Source organism: Butyrivibrio sp., from assembly GCF_017635265.1.
GTDB lineage: Bacteria > Bacillota > Clostridia > Lachnospirales > Lachnospiraceae > Butyrivibrio.
In genome coordinates this window covers 63,939-81,743 of the sequence record NZ_JAGBLU010000137.1, presented here as the reverse complement: position 1 = coordinate 81,743, position 17,805 = coordinate 63,939, and the positions used below count along the sequence as shown (strand labels likewise).

Below are 17,805 nucleotides of genomic sequence, written 5' to 3'. Positions count from 1 at the left end.
AAAGATTATCTTACATTTCCAATAATCTTATATAAAAGATTATAAAGAACCTTTCCTTCTTCATCAGAAAGTTTAACGCATGAACCAATAGACGAAGGTATACTTATAGCTTCATCACGGAGCTTCTCCCCATCAGGTGTTATAGAAACAACAAGATTTCTTTCATCTTCACTGGAACGCTCCCTTGTTATATAGCCCTTTGCCTCGAGCTTTTTCAAAACAGGAGTAAGTGTACCAGAATCAAGATAAAGACACTCTCCCAAAGTCTTAACATTAACTGTCTTTTTCTCCCACATTACCATCATGGTAATATACTGAGTATAGGTAAGATCAATTTTATCAAGGTATGGTTTATACCTTCTGATTATTTCTTTTGAACATGCGTATAAAGGAAAGCATAATTGATTTCCAAGTTTTAATGATTCGTACTTCTCTTCGTTATCCATTATAAAAACTCCTAATATAATTTTATGCTATTTAATTATACAATATTATTCATAAAATACTAATTATTTTTTGGCAAAATTATTCTGAAATTTGAATTCATTATATGTAAACTATTAAGTTTAATAATATATCGTAAGTCTTAGACGATTAATCCACACAAAAAACCCGGAAAGAAGTTCTTCCCGGGTAAAAATCACTTAAGATTATGATTCATATTCTTGATAGGAATATTCGCATATAAGGCCGGAACAGTCTTGCCATCATTGGTTTCTGTATCGACATTCGTAATATTGATATCTATTCCTTCCATATCAATTTCTGCATATTTAGATAATACTTCTATGATATCGCTTCTGATCTTCTGAAGAATTTCAGGCGAACAGGATGCACGATCAGAAACAAGAACAAGCTTTAAACGATCTTTTGCAACATCACTGGAAGACTTTTTCTTGAAAAAATCTGATATCTTCATAACATAGCCCCCTTATCACTTTTTCTTAGTAAACCAAGAAAATAATCCTTTCTTAGGATCCAAATCAAGAAATGGAACCTGCTCTCCTGTAATTCTACGGCATATATTCATATATGCCTGCCCTGCAAGTGAACTATCACCAACAAGTGGCTCACCATTATTGGTAGCAACTACAATATTCTCATCATCAGGAACCTGACCAATCAGTTCAACTGCAAGAATATCTATTACATCATCAGCAGACATCATATCGCCACGTTTTACCATATCAGCACGCAATCTGTTAACAATGAGATGAGTCTTTTTAATCTCATTAGCCTCTAAAAGTCCGATAATCCTATCAGCATCACGTACAGCTGATACTTCAGGTGTAGTTACCACAAGAGCTCTGTCAGCACCTGCAATGGCGTTCTTAAATCCCTGTTCAATTCCGGCAGGACAATCAAGAATTACATAATCAAATTCTTCTTTAAGCTCTTCTGTAAGCTTCTTCATCTGTTCAGGAGTAACACTTGTCTTATCTTTTGTCTGAGCTGCCGGCAAAAGAAACAGATTCTCATATCTCTTATCTCTGATAAGAGCCTGATTGCGCTTGCAGTTACCCTCGATAACATCAACGAGGTTATAAACAATCCTATTCTCAAGACCCATTACAACATCAAGGTTTCTAAGTCCTATGTCTGTATCAATCAGTACAACCTTTTTGTTTAACTTAGCCAATCCTGTTCCGATATTAGCTGTAGTGGTTGTCTTTCCTACACCACCTTTACCAGATGTTACAACTATGACTTCTCCCATACTTGTCCTCCAATTACTTTTTGTTTAACTGTCTTAAAAATGATGGTCCATAAGACGCTTTAACTATATGACCATTTTCGATATATGCCACTTCAGGCTCATTAGCCTGAGCATTTGCTAAAAGCTTTTTCTTTCTGATTTTAAGCTTTGGCCCTTTCTCTGCATCAGGTGAAATAGCTATTGCGTCTGCTATTCTAACCTGTAATGGATTAAGAGCAAGTGCCATAACAAAGGCATCTTTATCTCCGCCTGCACCTGCAAAAGCATTACCTCTAAGCTCTCCTAAAATAAAGATACTTCCGTAAGATACTACATTTGCTCCAGGTTTGACATCGCCAAGTATCACAACACTCTGTTTACAAGACACGTCCTGTCCTGAACGTAAGTTACCATTATATACCAAAGCATTGTTGGCATAATCATCTACGATTTCCTGAGAAATCACCGGCTCATCCGATTGAACGCTATCAACATTTTCATTTTCAGAAATATTAACAGATGAAAACAGGCGTTCCTTTTCAGACTCTTCGTCAATAATACAAACAATCTTAAGCTGTGAATGGTTATTTATAATATCAACAATTTCGTCCTCTTCGCTCTCGGAAAGAGTGCGGCCTCGAATAATAAGCCCCATTTTGTTGTTTCCAAGAAAACCGGATGCCTCATCAAACTTAACAGCAACTTCTTTTTTTAAATCTTCAAAAGAGACTTCTGCATCCAAAACCAATATGATTCCGGATTTTGTTCCTTTAATAGTAACCGTCTGATTCAAAAACATCACCAACCTTAAACCTCAATCATACTTATACAGTATAAAACATCTGTTTTTAAAATCAAAGTACGAATTTACGTAAAAAAAGAGCTTGGTTTCTGTTTTTAATATGAAAGAAACCAGGCTCTTTTCTATTGTTTCAATTAGCTATAAGAATCGTATCGAAACAAACTACGATGTACAAAATAAATTAGTTGATACCAGCTGCCTGCTTTGCAACTTCTTCTGCAAAGTTCTCGTTTTTCTTTTCGATACCTTCGCCAGTCTCAAAACGAACAAATCTCTTGATTGAAAGCTTTGCACCGTTGTTCTTAGCAACCTGAGCAATGTACTGACCAACTGTCTGCTTTCCATCTTCTGCTTTAACATAAACCTGCTCGTTAAGGCAGATCTCTTTAAGCTCTTTGTTAAGACGACCAATAAGCATTTTCTCGATGATTTCCTGAGGTTTTCTCTTTCCTTCAGGAAGCTCTTCGTTCTCTTTCATAGCCTGAGCAAGAAGAATCTCTTTCTCATGGTTTCTGTATTCCTCTGAAACATCCTCAGAAGCAACATACTTAGGATTAAGAGCTGCAACCTGCATAGCAACATTCTTAACAGCTTCTTTAATATCATCATTAACAACATCTGTATCAGCTTCAACGATAACAGAAATTCTACCATTTCCATGTACGTAAGGAACAACGATACCATTAGAAGCTACAACTTTTTCAAAACGTCTGATGCTAAGCTTCTCGCTGATAACTGCTGTAATCTCAACAAGAGCATCGTTTACAGTCTTTGACTCGTCAAGATTCCACTTTTCAGCAAGGAATGCATCAAGATCAGCTGAATTTGAATTAACAGCCTGCTTTGCAACAGCTTCTACAAATGCCTGGAACTTATCGTTCTGAGCAACGAAGTCAGTCTCTGAGTTAACTTCAACAACTGCAGCAGTCTTGTCATCAAGAACTGCAACTCTTGTAAGTCCTTCAGCTGCGATTCTGCTAGCCTTTTTCTCAGCCTTCATGATACCGTTCTTTCTAAGGTATTCAACTGCTCCGTCCATATCTCCATTAGTCTCTGTAAGAGCCTTCTTGCACTCCATCATACCTGCACCGGTAGACTCACGAAGCTCTTTAACCATTGCTGCTGTGATAGCCATGTATTTATCCTCCGATTTATTCAAATTCGCAGCCAACCATTATGATTGACTGCGTTATATTCTGATATATTACTCTGTAACTTCTTCTGTCTCTGCAACTTCTTCTGCATTGTAATCAGCTGCAACGTCAGACTCAGCACCCTGATTAGCCTCGATAACAGCGTCAGCCATTTTACCAACAATAAGCTTTACTGCTCTGATAGCGTCATCGTTACCAGGGATGATGAAATCAAGCTCTTCAGGATCACAGTTTGTATCACCGATACCGATAAGTGTGATTCCAAGAGACTCAGCTTCCTGAATGCAGATTCTTTCTTTCTTAGGATCTACAACAAAGATTGCATCAGGGATTCTCTTCATATCTCTGATTCCGCCAAGGTTAGCCTGTAATTTTGAAAGCTCTTTCTTGAGCTGAGCAACTTCTTTCTTAGGAAGAACATCAAATGTTCCATCTTCCTGCATCTTCTCGATAGCTTTCATTCTGGCGATTCTGCTCTGGATAGTCTTGAAGTTTGTGAGCATACCACCGAGCCATCTCTCGTTTACATAGTACATTCCGCAACGCTCAGCCTCTGTCTTAACAGCGTCCTGTGCCTGCTTCTTTGTTCCAACGAAAAGGATTGTTCCACCCTGCTGTGCAATTTCGAACACTGCCTTGTAAGCCTCATCAACCTTTACAACTGACTTCTGAAGATCGATAATGTGGATTCCGTTTCTCTCTGTGAAGATGTAAGGAGCCATTTTAGGGTTCCATCTTCTTGTCTGATGTCCAAAGTGAACACCTGCTTCAAGTAACTGTTTCATTGATACAACGCTCATGTTATTACCTCCATTTGGTTAAAATCTTCCGCATATCCCTGGTCGTAATTCCCGCCCTCGCGTTAGTGAGCAGGCGACTCCTGATCTGATCAGTATGAATCTGACACCATATCAGGAATTAGATATACGTGCATATTTTTGTTACTGTCATTGGACAGTCTGTGTAAAAATGCGCAATATGCCCTCTTTCCCACAGCTTTATCATATTATCATAGGCAAAGCCATAATTCAACACTTTTTTAAAAATAAATCGTCCTGCTTCTTATTGAAGCAGGACGATTTATTTTGTAATTATAGAAGCTATATCTGCATAAGTAACATTCGCAGGAATAGTTTTTGTGCCCGATCTGATGTACCTGTCTTTTCCTTGCTCAACCAAATATTTGTTAAAAGAAGTGGCGTTATCAATCACACCGGCATTGTACAAAACAAGAGCAACTCCCTCGGAGCCAAGTCCTCCGGGTATAGTAACCGTTTTAGGTTCAGTATTTAAAGACTTAGTCTCTGTTATAGTTTCTGTTATGGCTTTTGTTGTAGTTTCTGATGTGTTTTCAGTTGCAGCTTTTGTTGTGGTTTCTGATGTGTTTTCAGTCGCAGCTTTTGTCGTGGTTTCTTTTGTATTATCTTTTGATGTCACCACATCGGAAGAAGCCTTGCTTCCGGCATCTTCACTTTCTGTTGTTGCGTCAGCTGTCGAAACAGTTTCTTCTTTATTTTTTTCCTTACCGGCAGATGTATCTGATTTTGACTTATCACTTGCAGAAGTCAATGATGAAGCTTCTGCAGAAGCCATAATCTTATCTGTTTTAGCTTCATTTTTCGTATCTTCTGTCTTTTTCTTTTCTGCATCCAGCGTAGGAATTGGTTCACTTGTAAGAGTGACTGTTTCGTTGACTTCTTTAGATATTTCTTTTCCCGCTTCATCCAATGCCTGATCGGATGAAGATGCCAATGACGCGCCATTATTATCCACCTCACCTGAGCCGGTGGAAAGTACTCCACCTTCAGTCATTCCAAGCTCTTTTGCTCTTTGTATAACCTGCGCATCACTCATGGTTGCCTTTCTTCCCCCAAGAGCAAATCCCATGATAATCGCAGTAAGAATCACTCCAATTCCAATACCACGAAGATAATATTTTAGTTCCATTCCCCTAACTTCCTTACTTAACCTTCCTATGCTTATATGAGAGATCTATGACAAGTTTAACCTCTCCAATCCCCAGCCCAAGTTCTCTTGCTATTACCATATTGGACTTTCCGGCTTTATGCATTTCAATTATTTTTTTATTCTGAGATGCAGGATCAACTGCAGTAAGCTCTCTCATATTCCTGTCAAGATTAGCCGTTTTGCCTTCAGAAATAGATACAACTTTAGCACTCACTATTTCTTTTTCCTGAGAAGTATCATTTCCCGTGTTTCCGATTACATGTAAACCGGATGCCTGACTCCTTGATATAACCTGAGCAGGAATTTTATCCAATTCCTTTAATTCCTTGACATTGTTCGCATCAACATAACCACTTTCCAGAGGCGCTGATACTTTAGGCTCTGCAGGAACAGTTTTTGGTTTTGATTCCATTATGGGATGTGGATTAGCTGCAGGAACAACGGCTTTTTCTTTATAAGGAATCTTAATTCCACTTATCATGTCCTTATCTTCATCCAGAAGAATAGCCCTGACATTTTTTTTGCCACTGACAACATCCTGTGTACTTTTAAGAGACTCAGCCAACTCTGTGGCATCACGGGCAGTTGCCTCCGCGTCCTTGACAGCCTGCCAGGCCTCATCGGTCTTTTTAGTCACTTCAGACACAACACTCGTAAGTTTTTTATGCTTATCGTTGAGCATATCATACATAAACATTACTTCATCATGATTTTTGTGGATATCATTTATGACTGTATCGGAATAATCACCGATAGCAGAAAGTTTTTCGTTAGAAATGCGCTCCATAGCGCGTTCTGTGCGATCTAAAGAATTATCGACAGTATCATCAACCATGTTTTCAATAGTTTCTTTTTGATCCTCAACCTCACGGCGAACAAGCTCACGAATCTCTCTTTCCATGAGCAATTTATCATCTTCATCTATATCTTTATTCGTAGGAAGAAGATACCCAAATATTATTGCAAAAAAACCTGCAACAATTAAAACAATTTCAGTGATACTAATCATTATTCCCCGCCCAAATGCCCCATAAAAAAATGTAATTTTGATTCGATACTTTATTATAATATAGAAATATTAAATCTTCAAATCAAAACCTGAAGAAAGCCTAAGATCGACAGGTTTTCCATTTCTGTCAAGCATGTTACCAGCCATTTTTTCCATTTTTTCTACAGATAATTGTCTCTCAAGAATGGGTTTTTTCTCTTTTTTTTCATCACGAGCATTCTTTCTGTTGCTTCCTCCATCGCCCATGTACTCATTACTTCCCTTTTCCTGGGCGTCTGAATTAAGCTCTCCCTGTCCTACATCATCTTTCTGATTGACAGAATTTTTTTGATTGTCAACTTCTTCGTTAAACTGAGTCTGAAAATTCTGCCTGTCCATAAGCGGACGGGAATCTTCAGCAGCTTTAACATGTGAAACTTCGTTAGATGCAGCAATTACACCAAAATCAATTCGGTTAATAGACATAAAACTCTCCTCCGTTTTGCACCGCTCCCCTTAAATCGGTGCCAGTCTTACATCACCTTCTTTTATAACAAATCTGCTATATTGAACCGGCTTTTTAACTATCATGGACAATTCCCCAATGTTCACGGTAGTACCCGGATAAGCAGTCCCCTCTACTATGACCTCAGCACTTTTTGTATCCTGAAGCTTTTCCATAAGCTGAGCATATTCTTCAGAATCATTTTGAATGCTTTCCGTTAAGGTCTTATTCATATCAATTAACTTTTTTACGCTGGCAACCTGCTCAGGTGAAAACCTGGCACCGGCCTTAAGCATTTTACTGAATCCATCAATGGTTGGTTTGATGCTTTCAATGTTTTTCTGAGCTGCGGCCATATTCTTTTGAAGTTCTTTTAGACGAAGCTTTAGTCCTGGATCTGAACCCACATCTATGATAGTATTTGCCCCCATCTCAGAACCAAGAATCTTGGCCTTAACCTTATCGGCTGCTATAACCTTACCTCCGGCGATAAATCCCCTTTTACCTGTAACATTAACCTCTGTTCCGGAAGAAATATTTGAATGAAGTATACATTCACTGGTAATACTTCCCTTTGCTGTTATTGTAGCATTTTCTACGAATTTTGTAACTACATTTCCGCCTGCAATTATATTTCCTCCTGCTTTTGCACCACATTCAAGGATTATATTCGAACCCGCGTCTAATGTTGCTCCTTCTACAATGCCCTTAACAACGATATTTCCGCCCGCTTTTACAGAAAAGTTGGTGGCAACCACACCTTTGACAACAACACTGCCTTCGTAATTGATATTACCTGTTGATACATCGACATTTTCAAGAGTCAGCACGTCAGAAACAGTAATTTTACCTTCTTTTACCGTAACATGTCCTGATGTTTCAGCCCTAAGAGTCAATTTATCTTCTGACAAAACTGTATTTTTACCATACTTGATATATGTAGACTTAACCATTGCAGGTTTAATGGTTTCTCCGAAAACATTAATTCCGGGTTCTCCGGGAACTTCAGGATGCAGTGTTGCTAAAAGATCGCCTTCATTAACATTATTGATCAGATTGAGATTAAAATAATCTACGCTTCCGTCTTCACGAAGTGTGGGTTTTGCACGCAAATTTGCATTGAAATGATATTCAACACTTGCATTTTCTCCCTGTTTTACCGGCTTTCCCCGGCATATAAGAATTTCCTTACAATACTCTCTGTGTTCAAAGAACTGATGTATATTTTCATTTTTAATACCATAGGTATACTTTCTGTAAGCTATGGTATCCATCAATTCTTTTTCAGTCAGAAGTTCAGACCCTTCTGTAGGAGGGTAAAAAACAGCTGTGACAGTCATATGATCCTTGGAAACATCAAACTTAACAGCTTCTCTCTCCGGCAGAATCTGAGCCTTGGTGATAATAACAACTTCATTTTCGGCTTTTGTCACAGCTTCATTTAATACAACAACATCATATTGAATTTTTCTCTCATCCAGATATTCACGGACATCATTTACATTCAGAGCCTCACCGCCATCAGTAGGCGGAAAAACTCTGATACCAGTTCCATTATCAGTAATTACAAGTTGAAAATAACCATGCATAATATCCCATCCTTATCGAGAATTTGTTATTATTCCCAAATAATCACCCATTCTATTTCTCATCTTCTGAAGCGCTTTCGTATGAAGCTGAGAAACTCTGGATTCCGAAACTTCCAAAACTTCACTGATTTCTTTCAAAGTAAGTTCTTCATAGTAATAAAGAAGTATAACCTTCTTTTCTTTATCTGTAAGAAGCTCCAATGATTCAGCAAGCATCTTTTTTAGTTCTTCTTTTTCAACCGCTTCTTCCGGCTTAACAAATCCTGATTCATGATTATTGGCATCCTCAGTTATGTCAGCCCCCTGATCCATGAACTCATTTAATGAAACAACGCCTGTGACTTTCATCTGATTTTGCCAGTTTTGATATTCGTCTTCAGATATATCCATTTTTGCGGCAATTTCAGCATCCGTGGCCACATGCCCGCTATCTCTTTCAATTTCTCTTATTGCAACCTCAATTTTTTTCTGTCTCTGTCTGATGGTTCTTGGAATCCAATCCATTTTTCTGATCTGATCCAATATAGCACCACGAATACGAAGGCTTGCATAAGTTTCAAACTTAACATCCTTCATAAGATCAAATTTGTCTATTGCATCAATAAGACCAAAAATACCATAGCCGACTAAATCATCATATTCAACATTAAAGCCCAAATACATGCTAAGTCTTCCGGCCACCAGCTTAACCAAAGGAGCATACTCTAAAATCAGTTTCTCCCTAACATCTGCAGATTTGGACTTATTATACTCGACCCATAATTTATTTCTGCCTGCCTCATCCATGTATCAGATCCCCAAATCCTTTTCATTTTATTCAGGAATATCCTTAATTTCCAAAGTGTCGGACTCCCCGTTTGCCTTACCACCGGCTTCGGCTTCCATGGCTTTTCTTGCCTCTTCCTCAAGTCTTTCCGCTTCTCTTTTTTCAGCCATGACTTTTTCATTATTTACTTCAATAAATCTTGTGATCATTTTTTCGGTCAAAAGACCTATCACAAGAAATATAACAACTGAAGCAAACACAATCACAAACCAATCACCCACAGGATAGTGCTTAAAGTACGTAAAAACAGCTATTACTGCGGTACTAAAAAGCACTATAAACGGGGTGATCAGTTTTGTATTAAACTTTTTGATTTCTTCTGTATCATCAGTATTCATATAATTTTTTCCGGCTTTCCAACAGCTCTGATTACATAGTTACCATTTTCCGGATAAAAAATGACCGTTCTTCCATACGAATCACCTGTATCTTGTGCAAGAACAGGAATATTAAGCTCTTTTAACTTCTTAAGTGAAGCAGCTACGTTTCTGTCTCCAACTCTCATAGTCTTACTGCTTGACTGAAAAGCAAACATTTGTGCCCCACCTGCAATTTTGGCCACAAGTCTTGATTTATTAGCACCCTTCGCCACAATCTGTTTGACAAGTTCTTCAATTCCGGTATCCGCAAATTTTGGAATGTTGGAATTGTTCTTTATCTCAGTCGAATCAGGTAGCATAACATGTGCAAGACCGCCAATTTTGGTTACAGGATCCCTTATTGCAATACCCACACAGGAACCAAGTCCCAGCGTAGTAATTCCATCAGGGCTGACACAAATATTCAGATCGGCCATCCCAACCTTAATAATTTGACTCATAAGCCGCCCCTTTGTTAAAGTGAAACATCTCCCATTCCAAGTGAAGAGAGAATCTTACTGTAACCATCCATATCAGGTAAAAGAATAAAATATCCGCTAAGTTTTAGTTCATCAAAAAACTGTGTCTCGATAAGAAGTATCTTATCTCCCATCATTCCAAACTGGATTGCAGGAACGCTCAGAATTGCGGCTGCCATATCAATGGCAACATATGGAATTGACGGTATAAGCTTTAGGTTCGTCATCATTGAAAGAGAATTAAGATAAGAACCTGTAATGATATTGCCAACCTCTTTGAGAGCAGACATTTCAACCTCATCAAAATCAGCTTCTTCAGGCTTTGCTCCTGTACCCATCAGCTTATCTACAAGGTGTCTGGCAGCCTGCTTGCCGAGAAGGAACATGATACTTCCATCAATGTCGCCTTCAACCGCAAGGTAAATACCTGCCATGATTTTTTCCGCACCACCCATAAGATCTCCTACATCTTTAAAATCCAGAAGTCTTACCTGTGGAACACACATATCAACCTTGGTACCGATCATCTGCGCAAGTGCTGTAGTGGCATTACCTGCGCCAATATTACCCAGCTCCTTTAATACATCAAAATACTGGCTGGATAAATTATCCAAACTCATTTCACCCATTATTTATCCTCCATCAGCTGGCATTTGATGCTTTTTCTTTTGCTTCCTTATCAGAAACTACTGCCTCAAGGTCCAGAATTGAAACCAATCCGCCATCGTAGTGACCAACACCGCTTACAAAAGTAGCGTTGGATTTTGCTTTCTTGTCATCATATCTGACTTTTTCAACGTTATTGGAATCTATGGTAAGTACCTGATTAACCTGATCAACAATAATTCCCACAAGATCACCAGTTTCTGTTTTAAGAATGATAATTCTGGACTTATTGGTGATTACATCCTCAGCAAGTCCCATCTTCATCCTTACACTCATTACAGGAACAATTTCACCTCGAATGTTGATAACACCTTTTAAGTATTCATCAACCTGAGGAACTCTTGTGATCTGCTGCATTCTAACTATGTTGTCAATGAACTTAATGTTTATACCATACTGTTCATCATCAATTTTAATAACAATATACTGGATAAGTTCTCCTACATCGGCACTATCTCTAAGTTCGTTCATCATTATTCTCCTTTTCAAAACAGAAGTTCAATCAGAAAATTGAATTAGTATCAAGAATAAGAGCAATCTCGCCATCACCAAGGATTGTAGCACCACTGATAAGTTTGCACTTGTTAGTGTATTTTCCAAGAGGCTTAATAACTATTTCCTGCTGTCCCATGAGCTCATCTATAACGAGACCTGCCAGCTGGTCGCCCTTTCTTGCAATAACAACAACCATATCCTCATCAGGATTCTTGGTTGATTCTGTGTCAAGGACTTCGTTAAGTCTGATAAGAGGAAGAACACTTCCACGAAGATTGATAACTTCTTTATTCTCAACAAACTTAATATCAGAAGGTGACACATCTTCGATACTCTGAATTGAATCAAGAGGTATAGCATATTTTTCTTCTCCGATGATAACCATCAGAGCCTGAATAATAGCAAGGGTAAGCGGAAGTCTGATTACCCATGTTGATCCTTCGCCAAGTTTGGTCTTAACAGTGACTTCACCGGAAAGAGATTCAACCTTTGACTTAACAACATCAAGTCCAACACCTCTACCTGAAATTTCAGAAACCTGTTTAGCAGTTGAAAATCCCGGATGGAACAAAAGCTCAACACACTGCTTTTCAGTTAAAAGAGCTGCCTGATCAGGAGATACAACTCCTTTTTCAATGGCTTTATTCTTAACGGCCTCTGCATCAATACCATTACCATCATCACCAACTTCGATAACAACGCTGTTACCATCCTGGAAAGCATGAAGGAAAATCTGTCCTACTTCCGGCTTACCACGCTGAGCACGAAGGTCTGCGGATTCGATACCATGGTCCGCACTATTTCTTATAAGATGCATCAACGGATCACCAATTTCATCAACAACGGTACGATCCATTTCAGTGTCCTCACCGGTCATGGTAAGCTCCATCTTCTTTCCAAGAGTCTTGTTAAGATCTCTGATCATACGAGGGAATTTCTGAAGTACGCTCTCAATAGGAACCATTCGAACTTTCATGACAGACTCATGAAGGTTTGTAGTTACACTTTCAAGGTACTCAATCTGCTCATTAACATTTGAATTACTTACTCCAGAAGTATTGGCAGCCGAAATAAGTGAGTTCTTGGCAATAATAAGCTCAGAAACAAGGTTCATGAGAACATCAAGTTTTTCGATATCAACACGAACTGTTCTGTTTACAACAGGCTTACCAACCGGCTTCTTACCACCGGCAGCAGGTGCAGGCTTATTTGCTGCAGGTGCGGCGGGAGTGGTTGCTGCCGGAGCAGCTGCAGGTGCTCCCTGCGGAGCGGCCTCTGCTTTTTCTTCAGGAGCTTTAGCTCCACTTGGGTCATACTCGCCACATTCGCAGCCCTCAACTTCTGAAACTGATTTTACAATCTCTTCAACCTTTTCTTTTGATTCATCGGTAATAAGAATCAAGCTGAAAGAAAAGTCAAACTTTTCATCTTCGATATCCTGTGTATTGGGCTCAGAAACAGCAATCTCACCGATTTCTTCCAATCCCTTGAATACAAGGAAGCCTCTGGCTGCCTTTAAAATACAGGATTCCTGGATATGTACTGTAACGCCATAGATTTTCTTTCCCTGGCTTTTAGCTTCTTCTAATGTGGATTTAACAGATGGATCAAGGCGAATAGCCCTGTAATCCGAAGAACCGTCAGCTCCTTCAGCAGGTCCATCAGCAGGCGTAGCTTCAGCTGCCGGAGCACTTTCTGCAGGCGCAGCAGATGCTGCTTCTCCGCCGCCACCACCATTTCTGATATCTGCGAGAGCTTTTATGATATCCTTATGTTCATCAGTACCTTCGTCCTGATTCTCGGTAATATTATCAACATATCCCTGAATGGCATCAAGGCACTGAAGCAGAACATCGATGTCGGCAGATTTGATCTTGATTTTGCCACCACGAACGTCTGAGAAAACATCCTCCATGTCATGAGTAAGATTCTGCATTCTGGTATAGCCCATAGTTCCGGCCATACCTTTCATTGAATGAGCTGAACGGAAGATTTCATTGATACAATCCTCGTTCTCAGGATCCTGCTCAAGAATCATAATGTTATCATTAAGTGACTGAAGGTGCTCCTTTGCTTCATCGAGAAAGACACTTAGATACTGGGAAACATCCATAACTATTTTACCTCCATATTTAAAAAGTGATAGGTCTTTCAAAAGTATAACCTTATTATCGCATACTTTTGAACATTATATCGGCTTTTTGAATGGAGGAATACAGAAAAAAAACTTAAAGAAGTATTAAAAGAATATGAAATCCCTCAATTCACACCGACATTCATTATTATTTCCTGGGCTACATTCTCAAGTTTTACAACCTGATCAACCAGTCCAGCGGTTGCAACAGCTTTGGGCATTCCATAAACGGTACAGGTACTTTCTTCCTGTCCGATTACATGAACTTTCTTCTTGGACTTTAAGTTCCTGATTCCTTCTGTTCCGTCAGCTCCCATTCCGGTGAGTACCACGCAACAAATCTCATCATAATCGGAATCCATAAGTGATTCATACATGAAATTTGCACAAGGTCTGACACCTTCTCTGGTAGGACCATCAACGTAATGGATAACGCTCTTTGATCCATTCTTTACAATATGCATGTGCTTACCACCCCTTGAGATGTAAACACAACCGGGAACCAAAACATCTCCTTCAGAAGCTTCTTTAACTGTAACTTCACTTAGAGAATCAAGTCTCTCTGCCAGTGAAGCAGTAAAGCCTTCCGGCATATGCTGAACAAGAACAACCGGTGTTTTGAGGTTTTTGGGAAGTTTAGGAATAACAGACTGAAGTGCTCTCGGACCACCTGTTGATGATGCAATAGCAACTATCCTGTTTCCGGTAATCCTGCTTGCGGACTTACTTACAAGCTCAACAACCTTTCTGGATTCCTTTGCTTCGTCGATGGAGAATGCTCTTGCCGGCATAGGAGCCTTGGAATTGGCTACAGCGGCAAGTGTATTTATGAAATGCTTGGTGAAATCCTCACCGCGGCATTCAGAAGCACGGTCCGGTTTATGAACAAAATCAAGAGCCCCTAGATCGAGAGCATCCATTGTAACTTTCGCGCCCTCTTTCGTATCAGTACTGGCCATCATTATTTTGGCTCTGATCTTATTCTTATTAAGTTCCTTAAGCATCGTGATACCATCCATTCTTGGCATATTTATATCAAGAACAACAGCATCATAAGTGTTCTTCTTAAGTAATTCCAGACCTTCAACTCCATCCTTGGCCTTATCAACCACCTGGAATCTTGAATCTGAATTAATAATATCACTAAGAACAGTTCTCATAAGTGCAGAGTCATCAATAATCAAAATTTTTTTCATAATTAAGTTTGCTTCTTTCTTATTTTTCGTTCTTCTTCAAAGATAAAATGAATAATATCTTCTCTCGAAGTTTCATCAATATAAAGATACTGGATACGGTGCTCAAAAAGTCCGGGGCGATTTTCCAACTCCTGAACTTTTAAAACGCTGCATATCATCTGATATTCACTCTCATTGGAAGATCCCGGAAGTCTGTAGGAGCAATAGATGGTGCTTCCTTCCTCGTAACGGAAATTTGCTACAAATCTAAGTCCTCCTCCGCTTATATCAACCACAACACTTCTCTGAAGTGAAACACCCGGCTCAACCAGATACTTTCTGTTATTCTCAAAAGCTTCCAACTCTTCTTTAGAACAAATTCTTGATTTTAATTCCAAAGCACAACTGAATCTGTAATACTCTCGTCGTTGTAATTTCTGCAATTCTGTTGTCAGATCAAGTACCAAAATATACATATTGTCACTTCGGTATCTATCCACTATTTTTGAATAGCACTGAAATAAACCTTTTGTACTGTAAAAACATAAGCTATATTCTCCGTCCACCGGAAGAAGAACAAGTTTACCCTGTTCAAAAGGCATAAGAACTTCGACTCTGTCATCAGAAACAACATCCATAACCTTACTCATGTATATATGCTTTGTTCTTGAATCGTCTTCCATCCAGATTTTACCGGTAGCTTTTAGTTCTACTTTTATTCCCGGGGAAATGTAATCGCTGAGCATTAATATATCTCCAATCATTGTGTATTCTGTGCATTACCTAAAATATTCGTATTTTCTGAAGGCAATGTACTTAACTTTCTTCCGGTGATAATATGCGAAAAGAAAGCAGCCATTCCTCTTGTTTTAATAAGCGCAGTATCATTCGGATTCATAAGTTCAGACGCTATGGTCTCAAATGCTTTAGCTGACTTTGCATTAGGATATTGAATTGAAACAGGCGACTGCTGCATTACACTCTTGGCCAGCATCTGATCCTGTGGAATCGCTCCCATATATATAAGAGGTAATTTCAAATACCTGGCAACTACAGTATTTAATTTATTAAACAGCTGATGTCCTTCTTCCGTTGAAGTAACCCTGTTTGACATAACTTTCACCTTGGTATCTTCAAGTGAAAATCTCGGAGACTGATTAAGTGCCTTAAGAAGTGAATAGGAATCTGTTATTGACGTTGGTTCCGGAGTAGTAACTACAATAATTTCTCCACTGGCAACCAAAAATTCCATAACTGCATCTGAAATTCCCGCACCTGTATCTATTATTATTATATCAGCAATTGCATCAAGCTCCGCAAGATTTACAATTATATAAACAAGATAATCCCTACTGAGATTATACATGCCTGAAATACCCGAGCCGCCTGATATAAAGCCCACTCCTTCAGGCCCCCATGTTATGATATCTTTAATGTTTTTTCCCTGATAGATTAAGTCACAAAGATTATGTTTTGGAACAGTTCCAAACATTATTTCGATATTGGCAAGCCCAAAATCTGCGTCAAGAATGATAACTCTTTTACCCATTCTCTTAAACTGGATTGCAAGATTAATGGCGACATTAGACTTTCCTACTCCTCCCTTTCCACTTGTAACAGTGATGATTCTGGCAAGAGGTCTCGTAGGCTTGTTCGAATTTTTTATTAAATTTCTAAGTTGTTGTGCCTGGTCCATAATCTACCCCAAGAAGAAACATTACTTACCGCCAAGTAAGTGTTTAACAATTTTCTGTGCATCAAATACTGCAATATCATCCGGTACATTTTGACCGTTGGTTATATATGCAACCGGTGCTCCTGTATGTAATCTTATGTTGTACAAATTACCTTTTGCCCCGGTTTCATCCATCTTGGTAAAGATAAGCTTATAAGTAACCATCTTGGAATAGGAATCTGCAATTTCAATGAGATCTCTGTACTTGGTTGTTGCAGATAAAACAAGAAAATTCTCACATTCCACTATTTCTTCCAAAACTCTTATATAGCTTTCTACGTCCTGTTTGAGTTCGTCGTTATGAATGGAATGTCCGGCCGTATCAACCATGATATAATCAAAGTCTTTGAAATCTTCAGCCGCCTGTCTCATTTCATCAACCGAATATATAACCCTGAAAGGTATTTCCAAAACAGATGCATAGGTGCGAAGCTGTTCTGCAGCCGCAATTCTGTAGGTATCTACTGTCAAAAGAGCTACTTTCTTTTTCTGTGTTACCGAAAGCTCGGATGCAAGCTTTGCTATTGTTGTGGTTTTGCCTACACCGGTAGGACCTATGAAAATTTCAGCTCTTGCTTTCTCGTTTTCCAGATCAATAGGCTCGGACTTTCCGAATTTAAGCACCATTTTCTGATATACATTAGCAAGGGCATAATCAAACGGAAGACCTGGCTTACTGATTTTTTCAACTTCATCCGTCAGCTGATTTACATAAATTTCATCAACTTCATTCTCAATGAGAGTATTATATAAAAGTTTGATAAAGGATAACGTCTCTTCGGAAACAGCATTTTTAGCTTTTGTTTTATCTAAAGCCTTTGCAGCCGGTTCATCTGCAGCCTCAACAACCGCTTCAGAAGAATCCTTCTCATTTTTAAGAAAATTCTTTTCAAGAAGACTGCTCAAATTATCCAGCTTTTCTTCGATTGCACTGTTGTCTTCTTTATCTTTATTTTCTCTTACCATCGTGGCATTGAGCACAGCAGAAGCAATAGTGTCCTTCTGACTCGGAATTGCTGTATCCTTTTGCTGCAGCACAGTCCTGACAACCGGTTTTTCAGGTTCATCCTCAAGGGCTACCGTTACCTCAATTTTTTTGGACTGAAACAGCGAAAAAAATCCGGTCTTTTTCATTGGCCTGACATTCATCACTACAATGTTAGTACCCAGTTCCTTTCGTGCTTCTTCTGTTGCCTCACTCTCAGTTTTTCCAACATACTTTTTAATAATCATA

General features: G+C 38.9%; 20 protein-coding genes. All 20 read right to left on the bottom strand.

Annotated elements, in window-relative coordinates; translation table 11 throughout:
* Positions 1-5: 5 nt before the first annotated feature.
* Positions 6-446: a MarR family winged helix-turn-helix transcriptional regulator gene (locus tag J6O61_RS17200; RefSeq protein ID WP_292215545.1), complete on the bottom strand. Its 441-nt coding sequence runs from the start codon at positions 444-446 to the stop codon at positions 6-8.
* Positions 447-640: 194 nt separating this feature from the next.
* Positions 641-919, bottom strand: a complete 279-nt coding sequence (minE, locus tag J6O61_RS17195; protein ID WP_292215544.1) for a cell division topological specificity factor MinE — start codon at positions 917-919, stop codon at positions 641-643.
* A gap of 15 nt (positions 920-934) precedes the next feature.
* Complete coding sequence (gene minD / locus J6O61_RS17190; RefSeq protein WP_292215543.1) at positions 935-1,717, bottom strand: septum site-determining protein MinD; 783 nt, start codon at positions 1,715-1,717, stop codon at positions 935-937.
* A 13-nt stretch (positions 1,718-1,730) separates the two neighbouring features.
* On the bottom strand, positions 1,731-2,495 hold the full coding sequence (locus J6O61_RS17185; protein ID WP_292215542.1) for a septum site-determining protein MinC: 765 nt from the start codon (positions 2,493-2,495) through the stop codon (positions 1,731-1,733).
* Positions 2,496-2,679: 184 nt separating this feature from the next.
* Entirely contained in the window at positions 2,680-3,633 is a 954-nt protein-coding gene (gene tsf / locus J6O61_RS17180; RefSeq protein ID WP_292215541.1) for a translation elongation factor Ts, read from the bottom strand.
* Between the two features lie 69 nt (positions 3,634-3,702).
* The gene (gene rpsB, locus J6O61_RS17175) at positions 3,703-4,452 is read right to left on the bottom strand and encodes a 30S ribosomal protein S2 (RefSeq protein ID WP_292215540.1); all 750 of its coding nucleotides are present in this window, start codon (positions 4,450-4,452) and stop codon (positions 3,703-3,705) included.
* 280 nt (positions 4,453-4,732) lie between these two features.
* The gene (locus J6O61_RS17170) at positions 4,733-5,599 is read right to left on the bottom strand and encodes a hypothetical protein (protein WP_292215539.1); all 867 of its coding nucleotides are present in this window, start codon (positions 5,597-5,599) and stop codon (positions 4,733-4,735) included.
* 13 nt (positions 5,600-5,612) lie between these two features.
* Entirely contained in the window at positions 5,613-6,629 is a 1,017-nt protein-coding gene (locus J6O61_RS17165; protein ID WP_292215538.1) for a DUF6115 domain-containing protein, read from the bottom strand.
* A gap of 69 nt (positions 6,630-6,698) precedes the next feature.
* On the bottom strand, positions 6,699-7,094 hold the full coding sequence (locus tag J6O61_RS17160; protein ID WP_292215537.1) for a hypothetical protein: 396 nt from the start codon (positions 7,092-7,094) through the stop codon (positions 6,699-6,701).
* Positions 7,095-7,124: 30 nt separating this feature from the next.
* Positions 7,125-8,702: a DUF342 domain-containing protein gene (locus J6O61_RS17155; RefSeq protein ID WP_292215536.1), complete on the bottom strand. Its 1,578-nt coding sequence runs from the start codon at positions 8,700-8,702 to the stop codon at positions 7,125-7,127.
* 12 nt (positions 8,703-8,714) lie between these two features.
* On the bottom strand, positions 8,715-9,488 hold the full coding sequence (locus tag J6O61_RS17150; RefSeq protein WP_292215535.1) for a FliA/WhiG family RNA polymerase sigma factor: 774 nt from the start codon (positions 9,486-9,488) through the stop codon (positions 8,715-8,717).
* A gap of 27 nt (positions 9,489-9,515) precedes the next feature.
* Complete coding sequence (locus tag J6O61_RS17145; protein WP_292215534.1) at positions 9,516-9,866, bottom strand: hypothetical protein; 351 nt, start codon at positions 9,864-9,866, stop codon at positions 9,516-9,518.
* Positions 9,863-10,348 carry a chemotaxis protein CheD gene (locus J6O61_RS17140; protein WP_292215533.1) on the bottom strand — a complete coding sequence of 162 codons (486 nt, stop codon included), beginning with the start codon at positions 10,346-10,348 and terminating at the stop codon, positions 9,863-9,865. The genes J6O61_RS17145 and J6O61_RS17140 overlap by 4 nt, the downstream gene beginning before the upstream one ends.
* 14 nt (positions 10,349-10,362) lie before the next feature.
* Entirely contained in the window at positions 10,363-10,995 is a 633-nt protein-coding gene (locus J6O61_RS17135) for a chemotaxis protein CheC (RefSeq protein WP_292215532.1), read from the bottom strand.
* Between the two features lie 13 nt (positions 10,996-11,008).
* Positions 11,009-11,503 (bottom strand): chemotaxis protein CheW, encoded by a 495-nt coding sequence (locus tag J6O61_RS17130; RefSeq protein WP_292215531.1) that lies wholly within the window; start codon positions 11,501-11,503, stop codon positions 11,009-11,011.
* A 31-nt stretch (positions 11,504-11,534) separates the two neighbouring features.
* The gene (locus J6O61_RS17125; protein WP_292215530.1) at positions 11,535-13,640 is read right to left on the bottom strand and encodes a chemotaxis protein CheA; all 2,106 of its coding nucleotides are present in this window, start codon (positions 13,638-13,640) and stop codon (positions 11,535-11,537) included.
* Positions 13,641-13,786: 146 nt separating this feature from the next.
* Complete coding sequence (locus tag J6O61_RS17120) at positions 13,787-14,857, bottom strand: protein-glutamate methylesterase/protein-glutamine glutaminase (RefSeq protein WP_292215529.1); 1,071 nt, start codon at positions 14,855-14,857, stop codon at positions 13,787-13,789.
* Between the two features lie 2 nt (positions 14,858-14,859).
* Complete coding sequence (locus tag J6O61_RS17115; protein WP_292215528.1) at positions 14,860-15,582, bottom strand: flagellar brake protein; 723 nt, start codon at positions 15,580-15,582, stop codon at positions 14,860-14,862.
* 14 nt (positions 15,583-15,596) lie between these two features.
* Positions 15,597-16,532, bottom strand: a complete 936-nt coding sequence (locus J6O61_RS17110) for a MinD/ParA family protein (RefSeq protein WP_292215527.1) — start codon at positions 16,530-16,532, stop codon at positions 15,597-15,599.
* Positions 16,533-16,553: 21 nt separating this feature from the next.
* Positions 16,554-17,804, bottom strand: a complete 1,251-nt coding sequence (gene flhF, locus J6O61_RS17105) for a flagellar biosynthesis protein FlhF (protein WP_292215526.1) — start codon at positions 17,802-17,804, stop codon at positions 16,554-16,556.
* Position 17,805 lies beyond the last annotated feature (1 nt).